The sequence below is a fragment of the Sphingobium sp. genome (assembly GCF_003248505.1).
Taxonomy (GTDB): domain Bacteria; phylum Pseudomonadota; class Alphaproteobacteria; order Sphingomonadales; family Sphingomonadaceae; genus Sphingobium.
The window spans coordinates 1-11,203 of the sequence record NZ_QFOA01000088.1 but is presented as its reverse complement, the minus strand read 5'-3'; the positions used below and the strand labels follow the sequence as shown (position 1 = coordinate 11,203).

Here is an 11,203-nt window from a genome sequence, read left to right as displayed (position 1 = left end):
GAGGAAAAGCGTCGAGAAAAACTCGGTTTCTCCCCCCGGCTGCGTCAGGATGCGGACCAACTGCTCGGCCCGTGCACGATAAGTGGGGGAGGGGGCGGCCATGGCGGACGAAGCCTGAATCCAGCACAGGCACAGGGCAAACGCGACGACCGCCGCTCTGCCTGCCAGGCGCTTCACGCGTCGATCGCTTCCTCGTCCACCGCCGCGGCATTCTCCTGAATGAAGGCGAAGCGGTGTGCAGGGTTGGTTCCCATCAACCGGTCGACCAGTTCGCGCACCTGCTGCCGGTCTTCGATATCATCGGGAAGGGTGATGCGGATGAGGCTACGGCTTTTGGGATCCATTGTCGTCTCGCGCAGCTGCATCGGGTTCATTTCACCCAGCCCTTTGAACCGGCTGACATCGACTTTCTTGCCCTTGAATTCGGTGCGCATCAATTCGGTACGGTGGGCATCGTCCCTTGCATACAGGCTCTTGCCCCCCGCGACGAGGCGATAGAGCGGCGGCTGGGCGAGGTAGAGATGTCCGCGCCGAACCAGTTCGGGCATTTCCTGGAAAAAGAAGGTCATGAGCAGCGTCGCGATATGCGCGCCATCCACATCCGCGTCGGTCATGATGACGACGCGTTCGTAGCGAAGATGGTCAGGGTTGCAGTCCTTGCGCGTTCCGCAGCCCAGCGCCAGGATCATGTCGGCAATTTCCTGATTGGCGAGAATCTTGGCGGTATTGGCGCTGGCGACATTCAATATCTTGCCGCGCAGGGGCAGGATGGCCTGCGTCTTGCGGTCGCGCGCCTGCTTGGCGGAACCGCCCGCGCTGTCGCCTTCGACCAGAAAGATTTCAGCACCTTCAGGGTCGTCGTTGGAACAGTCGGTGAGCTTGCCCGGCAAACGCAGCTTGCGGCTGTTGGTCGCGGACTTGCGCTTGACTTCCTTCTCCTGCTTGCGGCGCAGGCGCTCATCCATGCGGTCGAGCACATAGGCGAGCAGCGCCTTGCCCCGGTCCATATGGTCGGTCAGGTAGTGGTCGAAATGATCGCGCACGGCATTTTCGACAAGGCGGGCGGCGTCCGGGCTGGTGAGCCGGTCCTTCGTCTGACTCTGGAACTGTGGATCGCGAATGAAGACGGACAGCATGATTTCCGATGACGTCATGATGTCGTCGGCGGTGATGTCCTTGCCCTTCTTTTGCCCCACCAGTTCGGCGAAGGCACGGATGCCTTTCACCAATGCGGCGCGAAGGCCTGCTTCGTGGGTTCCGCCGTCCGGCGTCGGAATGGTGTTGCAATACCAGCTATAGGATCCGTCCGACCATAAGGGCCAGGCCACCGCCCATTCGACCCGGCCTGCGTCGCCGGGGAAATCCTGATTGCCGGAGAAGAAGACACTGGTGGCGCATTCGCGGTCGCCGACCTGTTCCTTCAGATGGTCGGCAAGGCCGCCGGGGAACTGGAAGACCGCTTCGGCGGGGGTGTCGTCGGCAATGAGGTTCGGCGCGCATTTCCAGCGGATTTCGACGCCCGCGAACAAATATGCTTTGGACCGGGCAAGGCGATAGAGCCGTGCGGGCTTGAACTTCTGTTCGCCGAAGATGTCCGTATCTGGGACGAAGCTTACCGACGTACCGCGACGGTTGGGCGCTGCGCCGACCTTCACCAACTGGCCCTGCGGCAATCCCCGGCTGAAACTCTGGCGGAACAGTTCCTTATTGCGGGCGACTTCGACGACGGTGTCGGTCGATAGCGCGTTCACCACGGAGATACCTACGCCATGCAGGCCCCCCGATGTGGCGTAGGCTTTCCCCTCGAACTTGCCGCCTGAATGCAGCGTGGTTAAGATGACCTCCAGCGCCGATTTGCCGGGAAACTTGGGATGGGGATCGACCGGTATGCCGCGGCCATTGTCCGTGATGACAAGGCGGTTGCCCGCGTCCAGCGTCACTTCGATCCGGGTCGCATGCCCTGCGACCGCTTCGTCCATGCTGTTGTCCAGCACTTCGCTGGCGAGATGATGGAGCGCCCGTTCATCCGTACCGCCGATATACATCCCCGGCCGCCGCCTGACGGGTTCGAGTCCCTCCAGCACCTCGATGGTGGAAGCGTCATATTGCGGCGTGGCGGAAGCATGGGTGGCAAACAGGTCTTCGGACATGGAACCAAGCTATAGGCTAGGCGCGGGCGGGTGCAAGCGTCCGCATGCCGCTGAGCCAGCAACCAAAAATTACATTTGACGGTGAAACAAAGCTGCCTGCCGCAACGTTAGCGGGGCACTTGTCGAAGGCCTGTCGCCTTTTCTTCAGGTGAGGAGAATAACTTTATGGAATTCCGCAATTTTGCGCCGCTGGGAGCCGCCCTTGCGTTCGCTCTCGCAACGCCCGCGCTGGCCCAGGAAACGAACGGCGTGGATTGGACCGGACCTTATGTCGGCGGGTCGTTCGGCTACACCTTCCAGAAGAAGGACGGTGGCGAGCATCTCCGCTTCGACGCCGACGGCGATGGAAATTATAACGACACCATTCGCACCACCACCGGTGCCAATGCTTTTTCGCCCGGCACGTGCGGCGGTGCGGCGCGCGGCGCGACACCGGCGCAGGGATGCGCGGGAGACAAGGACGCGATCGCGTGGATGGGCCATGTTGGTTATGACCGTCAGTTCGGCAGCATCGTCGCCGGTGTCGTCGCCGAAGCGGGTCAGGCCTTTGTCGACGACAAGGTAACCGAATATTCGACCACTCCGGCCTTCTATACGATGCGCCGAAAGATCGACTGGAACGCGAACCTGCGCGCCCGTCTCGGTTACACGACGCCGGGCGGCATCATGCCTTACATCACCGGCGGCCTGTCTTACGCGAAAGTGAAAAATAACTTCAGCACCAACAATGCGGCGAACAGCTTCACGGAGTTCAACCGTAGCGAAGACGCCTGGGGCTGGAACATGGGCGGCGGCGTCGAAGCGAAGGTGTCGCAGAACTTCTCGATCGGCGCACGGTATCTCTGGACCCGCTATAATGTCGACGACTACCGCGTCGATGTGGGTGCGGGCAGCGCGCCTGCGACCAATCCGTTCCGCATCACGCCTTCGGGCGGCGCGAGCATCAATCGCGGTGACAAGTTCGACACGCAGAGCGTGATGATCACCAGCAGCTACCGCTTCTGATCCAATAGAAAAGGCCGGTCTTTCGGACCGGCCTTTTTCTTTTCAAGCTGTCTACTTCGCTGTCAACGAACGCGCGGCCCACCGAAGGGCAGCGGCGGCGGCGGACGGCGGGTACCACGGGGCAACTGCGCCTGATAAGCGCGACCGCAATGTTCGACACAGTAGGGGAAGCCGGGGTTCACCGGTTCACCGCAAAAGTGGAAATCCGGTTCGCCCGGATGCCCCATCGGCCATTTGCAAATACGTTCGGTAAGATCGAGCAACGATGTCTTTCCCGCGATCTCCGCACTGGGCTTGGCCGGAACCAGGCGGCGCGGCGGCGCTGGCGGAATGGGAGCCTGCTGATCGCCGGGGCCCTGACGGAGGAAGCCGCCGGGGCCGACGGAAATAACGCGCGGCGGCGGAGGTGGGGGCGTATCGTCCGAAGCGCTGGCTGCCGGAGCGGCTGGCGTGGGCTGGGGGGCGGGGGCGCGGACGGGCGCAACGACAGGGGTCGCGGGCGCGGGCGCTGCGACCCGTACGACTTCCGGTTCATTCGCGGCCACGGGGGCCGGCTTGCGCGGTGCAGGAGCAGCCTTCTTGGGCGCTTCGTTCGCCTTGACGGGCGAAGGCCGCGATTGCAGCCCAAGGCGATGCGCCTTGCCGATGACGGCGTTGCGGCTCACTCCGCCCAGTTCGTCGGCGATCTGGCTGGCGGTCAGTCCGCGCTCCCACATCGTCTTGAGCTGGTCGATGCGCTCGTCGGTCCAGGACAATGAAAAACTCCTCACAATTCTTGATTGACGCCCTATATGGGAGCCACATGCCGCCGGTTCAAATCCTTGGACCTTGCCCCCTTGCAGCACAGCGAACCAGCCGATAGTCGATCCTCCCATGAACGACCAGCCCAAAATTGCCGCCGATCCGGCCATCTTCGCCGAACCCGGCGTACCGCAAATTCGCAACGTCAACTGGGCCGGGACCTGGGCGCTCTATCGCAAGGAGGTGCGCCGTTTCCTGAAGGTTCAACTCCAGACGGTATGGGCGCCCGCGATCACGACGCTCATGTTCCTGATCATCTTCATCGTAGCGTTGGGCGGCAGCGGACGGACGGTCAGCCTGCGTGGAGAGGCCGTGCCGTTTGCCGATTTCATCGCGCCGGGGCTGATCGTGATGGGCATGATCAACGCCTGCTTCGCCAATGCGAGCTTCTCGCTGATGGTAGGAAAGGTGCAAGGCACGCTGATCGACTATCTCATGCCGCCTATTTCGGTGGGCGAATTGCTGTTCGCACTGGTGGCGTCATCCGTCACGCGCGCTGTGTTTGTCGGTTTCGCGCTTTGGATCGCGATGGCCGCGTGGCCGGGCGTTCATGTCACGCCCGCACATCTTTGGGCAGTGCTCTGGTTCGGGTTGCTTGGCACCAGCTTCATCGCGTTCCTAGGCGTGCTGACGTCGATCTGGGCAGAGAAGTTCGACCATGGCGCAGCGGTCACCAACTTCGTGATCGGGCCGCTGGCGCTTCTGTCAGGCACTTTCTATTCGATCGACCGCCTCCCGCCCTTCTTTCAAGCGGTGAGCCACGCCAATCCCTTCTTCTACATTATTTCCGGCTTCCGATACGGGTTCGTCGCGGCGGCGGACACCAATGTCGCGGTGGGCAGCGCTGTGTTGCTGGGTCTTAACATCCTTCTGCTCGGCTTTTGCTACGGGCTTCTGAAACGCGGCTGGAAGATCAAGGCCTGATCGCTAAGCGAACGCGGCGAATACCGGCACCGCAACGCCCATGACCAGAAGGATCGCTGCCGCCATCAGCCAGTGACGAAGGTGGGGCGTTGCGTAACGGTCGGCTTCATCCTCCCATGGCCAGACGACAGAGGCACGATCTGGAGCGGAAGGGCGAGGCGGGATCATGGCGTACGCTCTATCATGGGCATTCAGCGGATAGTTACGTTTTTCTGCGATAGAGCGGGGCCGAAGCTCTCGATGAAGGAAGACCATGAAGATTGCGTTGGTGTTCGGTACGCGTCCCGAAGCGATCAAGATGTTTCCCGTCGTCCATGCCCTGCGTCGACATTCCGGTATCGACACGCGGGTGATCGTGACAGCGCAGCACCGGGGCCTGCTGGATCAGGTGCTGGAAATAGCGGGCATATCGCCTGACGTGGATCTGGACGTGATGCAGCCCAACCAAACGCTCGATGGCCTTACCGCTCGGCTCATCGTGGAGCTCGGTCGCGCATTCGACGATGAAAAACCCGACCGCATCCTCGTCCACGGCGACACGCTCACCACCATGGTTGCCAGCCTTGCTGCCTACTACCGCAAGATTCCCGTCGGGCATGTCGAAGCCGGATTGCGCAGCGGCGACATCCATCACCCTTGGCCCGAGGAGGTCAACCGCCGCGTCGTGGCCTGCATCGCCGATATGAATTTCGCGCCGACGCAGGCTGCCGCCGACGCGCTGCTCAACGAAGGGCGCGACGCCGCGAGCATCCATGTCACCGGTAACACGGTCATCGACGCGCTTCTCGCCACGCGCGACCGCGTGCGCGCGGAGCCGGCGCTGGCAAGCGGGCTAGATCCCCTGGCAGATCGGTTTTCCGACAAGCGGATCGTCGCCGTCACCAGCCACCGACGTGAGAATTTCGGCGGCGGGATGGAGGCGATTGCCCGATCCATAGCCGACATCGCCGCGCGCCCCGATGTGGCGGTTATCTTCCCGGTTCATCCCAATCCCAATGTCCGCCCGGTTATGGATGCGGTGCTGGGAGGAATCCCCAATGTCGCGATGATCGAGCCGCTCGACTATCCGCATTTCGTGCGCTTGCTCGATATGTCCAGCCTCGTCCTCACCGACAGCGGCGGCGTGCAGGAGGAAGCGCCTTCGCTCGGCAAGCCGGTGCTGGTAATGCGTGAGACGACTGAGCGGCCCGAAGGGATCGCGGCTGGCACCGCGAAGCTGGTTGGAACCGATCGGACCAGAATCGTGAGCGAGGTCTGCGGACTGCTGGACGATCAGCTCGCCTATGACGCCATGGCTCGCGCGCACAATCCCTTCGGCGACGGGCGGGCTGCGGCCCGGATCGCGGCGATTATCGCCAGCTAAGGGCGCGCTGCGTCGATCCCGCGTCCTCGTTTGCGGAATCTTCAGCATTTGAGCGCAGAAGAACGGGCAAATTCACAGCGCCCAGGATCGTCATGCCCGTCGACGCAAAGCAAAAAGTTTCTGTCATCGGTTTAGGCTATATCGGCCTTCCTACCGCCGCCCTCATCGCGCGGGGCGGAGCGCAGGTTGTCGGCGTCGATGTGTCGCCCCATGTGGTGGAAACGGTCAATTCCGGTCGTGTCCATATCGAGGAAGTCGATCTCGACGGATTGGTGCAGGGCGTGGTGGCACGTGGCAACCTGCGCGCCAGTCTGGCGGTGGAGGAAAGCGACGTTTTCATCATCGCCGTGCCGACCCCGGTGGCTGAGGACCGCGCGCCCGACATATCCTTCGTCCTTAAGGCTGCACGAACGGTCGCGCCCGTGCTGAAGGCCGGGGATACGGTGATCCTAGAATCCACTTCGCCCGTTGGCACGACCGAGGCGATGCGCGATCTCTTCGCGCAACTGCGCCCCGACTTGCGGATGCCGGGCAGCGGCGCTGCGGGCGATATCGCCATCGCCTATTGTCCCGAACGCGTGCTCCCCGGTCGTATCCTCGTCGAACTTATCGACAATGACCGCTGCATCGGCGGCATCACGCCGCGTTGCGCACGCAAGGCGCTGGGCTTCTACCGCCAGTTCGTGCGGGGGGCGTGCATCACGACCACAGCGCGCGCAGCTGAGATGGTCAAGCTCGTCGAAAACAGCTTTCGCGACGTGAACATCGCGTTCGCTAACGAACTGTCCATTATCGCTGAAAATATGGACATCGACGTGTGGGAGGTGATCCGCCTTGCCAATCGTCATCCACGCGTCAATATCCTCAATCCCGGCCCTGGCGTCGGTGGGCACTGCATTGCGGTTGATCCTTGGTTCATCGTGCATGGCGACCCCGACAATGCCCGCATCATCCGGACCGCGCGCGAGGTGAATGACGGCAAGACCGACTATGTCGTCGCCAAGGCATCCGACCTTGTCGACATGTTCCCTCATGAAAACGTCGCTTGCCTGGGCTTGGCATTCAAGGCGAATATCGACGATTTTCGCGAAAGCCCTGCAGTCAAGATTGCCGCTCGGTTGGCGCGCCGCTACGGTCGCCGCGTCAAGCTGGTGGAGCCATATGCGCAGGCCCTGCCCATGGAGTTCGCCGGAACGGGGGCGGAACTGACCGATCTCGATACGGCTCTGGAACAATGTGGCGTTTTCGTCATTCTTGTCGATCATGACATGTTCAAATCCGTTCCCGTCGACGAACGCGCCGACAAGGCGGTGTATGACACGCGCGGTATTTGGCCTGATCAGCCGCGCCGCGCACCATGGTCCGCGCCGGATCGTGTCGCGGTGTGACGACGGTGTAAGGGCATCGTCCTGCCGCGTCGAAGGTTGCTATGCCGGCGCGCTACGGTTAACCCGCCGCTTCGCAAGGGGCATTTCACGGCGGGAGCGCGGATGAAGCTCAAAATCGACACGGCTCTACGCATCGTACCTGTTGCGGCTGCGGTGCTGATGGGCGGCTGCGCCACGGTCGAGGATGCACCTCGCGGGGAGAGTGCCTATGCGCTCATCCCGCCGCCGTCCGCTTTGGGTATGGATTATCGCATCGCACCCGACGATGTCCTTCGGGTTCAGGTCTATCACGAACCCGATCTTTCGCTGGAGGATGCGCAGGTCAGTGCCGCCGGTATGTTGCGCCTTCCTTTGATAGGCGACGTCTCCGTCGCGGGGCTGACCGCCAGCGAGGCGAGCGACGTGATCGCGGGACGGCTCGGCGAGCGTTACCTCGTTTCGCCCCAGGTCAGCCTGTTCGTCAAAAAAGCGGTCGGGCGGCGTATCACGCTGGATGGCGAAGTGCGCGAGCCGGGACTTTACCCGCTTGAGGGGCGCATGACCCTGCTGCAGGCTGTCGCCCTTGGGAAGGGGCCGACACGGCTAGCCGGCCTGGACGATATCGTGATCGTCCGGCAGATGGACGGTCAGCGTTTGGCGGGACGTTTCGACCTCGGCGCCATTCGGCGGGGGGAGGCGCAGGACGTCGAAATCCTGCCGGGAGATCGGATCATTGTGGGGCTGTCACGTGCAAAGGCGATTTTGGGCGGTGCGCTGCTTGCAATTCCGGCACTCGCCACTGGCTTTATAGCGCTGGACGGACGATGAGGGGCGAGGACATCCTTCCCGTCCAAAGGGATCTTAACGCGACCGCATCGGGCTGGAACGTCCGCGTCGCGCGTGCCGTCGGTCGCGGCGGGATGGTGATCCGCCGCCATCGCATCATCCTGTTCGTCTCTCTGGCGCTTTGCCTTCTTGGTGGGGCGCTGCTCATATTGATGGCGACGCCCGATTATCGCGCGACCGCGTCCGTCGAGGTGCAGGACGTGCCTGCGGGCGCGGCGGGCGCAGGCACCAGCCAGCGCATGAACGCCAGCGATACCGAAACGCTCATGCAGACACAGTTGGAGGTGCTTCGCAGCCGAGCGCTGGCGGAGGATGTCGCGCGTGACCTGTCGCTGGTCGGCACGCCGACCTTTTTCGATGGCATGGGTGAGCAACGCCCCGATGCCGGAAAGGGCAGCCAGTCGCAGCGGCAGGTGGAGCAGGCTCGCGCCGTCGATCTTTTGCGCAGTCATCTGGAAGTCAAACTGCCGGGCAAGTCCCGCATCCTCGAAATCAGCTTCGTCAGTGCCAATCCCGTGCTGTCCGCGCGGGTCGCTAACAGTTATGCCGACAGCGTCATCCGCGCGGACCTCAAGCGCGGCTTCGATGCCGGGGTTCAGGCGCGTCGTTTTCTGCTCGGGGAACTGGATGGGGCACGGCGCGATCTGGAGCGCGCGGAGCGAGACCTGGCGACGTATGCCGCGCATAATGGCGGGCATATCGGACAAGACGGTTCGGACGGGCACTCCGCGCCTGAGGGGATAACCGCGGCGCGACTGGCCCAACTCAACGGCTTTCGCGCTCAGGCGACCGCTGACCGTATCGCCGCGCAGAAACGATGGGAAAGCGCGCGCGGTGCGAGCGCCGACAGTCTTCCCGAAGTCCTGAACAACGGCGCTATGCAGCAAATCCTTGCCGAACGTGCGCAAGCGCGGGCGCAGATCGCGCAGGAACGCCAATTCCGCAAGGACGCCCACCCCGAAATGCGTGAGGCTCGCGCCCGCCTGGCCGCGCTGGACGAGCAGGCGAACGCGATGGCAGCCACGATCCGCAGTTCGATGCGTGCGCAAGTGGACGTCGCGGTGCGCGGGGAACGGCAGATCGACCGCGAGATCGCCAAGATCGAGGAGCAGGCTCGGTCCGAACAGGGACGCGATGTCCAGCTGGGCATCATGGAGCGGTCGGTCGACACTTATCGAATGCTGCATGACAGCCTGCTCCAGCGCTATCGTGACATGGCGTCGCAGGCGGGCTTCCAGGCCGGTCGCATTCAACCGCTCGATCGTGCAGCGGTACCTGAACGCCCATTCTCGCCCAAAGTGGGAGAAACGCTGGCGCTCGCCGCGCTGACGGGCTTGATCCTCGGTCTGTTGCTGATCGGGGCGCGGCACTTGTTCGACGATGCGGTCACGTCAGGTGATACGTTGAGCGAGCGTGTAGGACTGCCGCTCATCGGCGCGGTGCCGGTTACGGGTGACAATCCGCAGCCGCCCGAAATCTTTCGGCCTATCGCTGCTTCGTTGCAACTCGCGTCGGCGGACGGTCTCCCTCGATCCATTCTCGTCACCAGCGCGCAGGAAGGGGAGGGCAAATCGCTGACACTCCATGCCTTGGCGCTGGCGCTGGCGGGACTTGGTAAGCGCGTGCTGGTGGTCGACGGAGACATGCGACGCCCCGTCCAGCACAGGCTTTTCCGGCTCTCCGCTTCTTCGGGCATCAGTGAGGTTCTGACCGGCCAATCGACAGCCGAACAAGCGATTGTGGACACCGGGGTACCCGGCGTATCTCTCCTGCCTTGCGGGGCGGTACCTCCCAATCCGGCTGAGTTGCTTGCGACCGGCGCGTTCGATGCATTGCTGGCGGAAGTGCACGACCGTTACGATACTATTCTCATCGACGCGCCGCCGATCCTGGGTGTGACCGACGCGCTTCTTGTCAGCGCAAAAACGCAGGTGAGCCTGTTGGTGGTCGAATGGGGCCGCAATCATCATGGCGGCTTGCGAACGGCGGTCGAACGGCTACGGCGCGCCGGAGGAAGCATCGTCGGCGCGATCCTTACCAAACAGCAGGGACGTGCGCTCGACTATGATTATCATCGCGGCGGCTGATATCCGCTGCGAGGGTTGGGACAATGTCAGCCGGGCCTCAGGCGCGAGCCATGAGGTTTTCTACCAGTCCCTGGAACAGCCGCTGCCCGTCCGTACCGCCCTGCGCCGTTTCGATCACGCGTTCGGGATGCGGCATCATGCCCAGCACGTTGCCCGCTTCGTTGAGAATGCCCGCAATATTGCGAGCAGACCCGTTGATCGCCTGGGCGTAGCGCAGCGCGACGCAGCCTTCGCCTTCCAGCCGGTCCAACGTTTCGGCGTCGGCAAAATAATTGCCGTCGTGATGGGCCACAGGAAAGCTGATCGTTTCGCCCGCCTCGTAGCGGCCCGTAAAAGCGCTGCGCGCATTGTCGACGATCAAGCTGACATCGCGGCACACAAAATGGCCGCCGGCGTTCCGTAGCAGCGCTCCTGGCAAAAGACCGCTTTCCGTCAGTACCTGAAATCCGTTGCATATGCCGAGCACATAAGCGCCACGCTCGGCGGCGCGCGCGACGGCCTGCATCACCGGCGATCGCGCAGCCATCGCACCCGACCGCAGATAGTCGCCATAGGAAAATCCGCCCGGGACCCCGATCAGGTCGATATCGTCGGGCAGATCCGTATCGCGGTGCCACACCATTGCAGGTTTGGCACCGGTCGCGGTTTCGAATGCCACCG

At 62.9% G+C, this 11,203-nt stretch carries 9 protein-coding genes and 1 pseudogene; 6 read left to right on the top strand and 4 right to left on the bottom strand.

Annotated features, from left to right (window positions below; genetic code table 11):
• Positions 1-173: 173 nt before the first annotated feature.
• Positions 174-2,150, bottom strand: coding sequence for a DNA topoisomerase IV subunit B (parE, locus tag DI606_RS17740; protein ID WP_293985236.1), 1,977 nt, complete (start codon positions 2,148-2,150; stop codon positions 174-176).
• Positions 2,151-2,315: 165 nt separating this feature from the next.
• Here parE and DI606_RS17735 point away from each other — a divergent pair, with 165 nt between their 5' ends.
• Positions 2,316-3,155 (top strand): outer membrane beta-barrel protein, encoded by an 840-nt coding sequence (locus DI606_RS17735; RefSeq protein ID WP_293985235.1) that lies wholly within the window; start codon positions 2,316-2,318, stop codon positions 3,153-3,155.
• Between the two features lie 62 nt (positions 3,156-3,217).
• On the opposite strand, the gene DI606_RS17730 is transcribed toward DI606_RS17735, so the two are convergent.
• The gene (locus DI606_RS17730) at positions 3,218-3,910 is read right to left on the bottom strand and encodes a GcrA family cell cycle regulator (RefSeq protein ID WP_293985234.1); all 693 of its coding nucleotides are present in this window, start codon (positions 3,908-3,910) and stop codon (positions 3,218-3,220) included.
• 118 nt (positions 3,911-4,028) lie between these two features.
• Here DI606_RS17730 and DI606_RS17725 point away from each other — a divergent pair, with 118 nt between their 5' ends.
• Positions 4,029-4,880, top strand: coding sequence for an ABC transporter permease (locus DI606_RS17725; protein WP_293985233.1), 852 nt, complete (start codon positions 4,029-4,031; stop codon positions 4,878-4,880).
• A 3-nt stretch (positions 4,881-4,883) separates the two neighbouring features.
• Here DI606_RS17725 and DI606_RS17720 read toward each other — a convergent pair whose 3' ends face one another.
• Positions 4,884-5,048, bottom strand: coding sequence for a hypothetical protein (locus tag DI606_RS17720; RefSeq protein ID WP_293985232.1), 165 nt, complete (start codon positions 5,046-5,048; stop codon positions 4,884-4,886).
• Positions 5,049-5,133: 85 nt separating this feature from the next.
• Here DI606_RS17720 and wecB point away from each other — a divergent pair, with 85 nt between their 5' ends.
• The 4 genes and pseudogenes from wecB (at position 5,134) to DI606_RS17700 (ending at position 10,543) form a co-directional block, all read left to right on the top strand.
• On the top strand, positions 5,134-6,243 hold the full coding sequence (wecB, locus tag DI606_RS17715) for a non-hydrolyzing UDP-N-acetylglucosamine 2-epimerase (protein ID WP_293985231.1): 1,110 nt from the start codon (positions 5,134-5,136) through the stop codon (positions 6,241-6,243).
• A gap of 53 nt (positions 6,244-6,296) precedes the next feature.
• Positions 6,297-7,631: pseudogene (gene wecC / locus DI606_RS17710) on the top strand (UDP-N-acetyl-D-mannosamine dehydrogenase); the annotation flags it as partial.
• 102 nt (positions 7,632-7,733) lie between these two features.
• Positions 7,734-8,438 carry a polysaccharide biosynthesis/export family protein gene (locus DI606_RS17705; protein ID WP_293985230.1) on the top strand — a complete coding sequence of 235 codons (705 nt, stop codon included), beginning with the start codon at positions 7,734-7,736 and terminating at the stop codon, positions 8,436-8,438.
• On the top strand, positions 8,435-10,543 hold the full coding sequence (locus tag DI606_RS17700; RefSeq protein WP_293985229.1) for a polysaccharide biosynthesis tyrosine autokinase: 2,109 nt from the start codon (positions 8,435-8,437) through the stop codon (positions 10,541-10,543). The genes DI606_RS17705 and DI606_RS17700 overlap by 4 nt, the downstream gene beginning before the upstream one ends.
• Before the next feature lie 37 nt (positions 10,544-10,580).
• Here the strand turns inward: DI606_RS17700 and purQ are convergent, their stop codons facing one another.
• Positions 10,581-11,201, bottom strand: coding sequence for a phosphoribosylformylglycinamidine synthase subunit PurQ (gene purQ / locus DI606_RS17695; protein ID WP_293985228.1), 621 nt, complete (start codon positions 11,199-11,201; stop codon positions 10,581-10,583).
• Between the last annotated feature and the right edge of the window lie 2 nt (positions 11,202-11,203).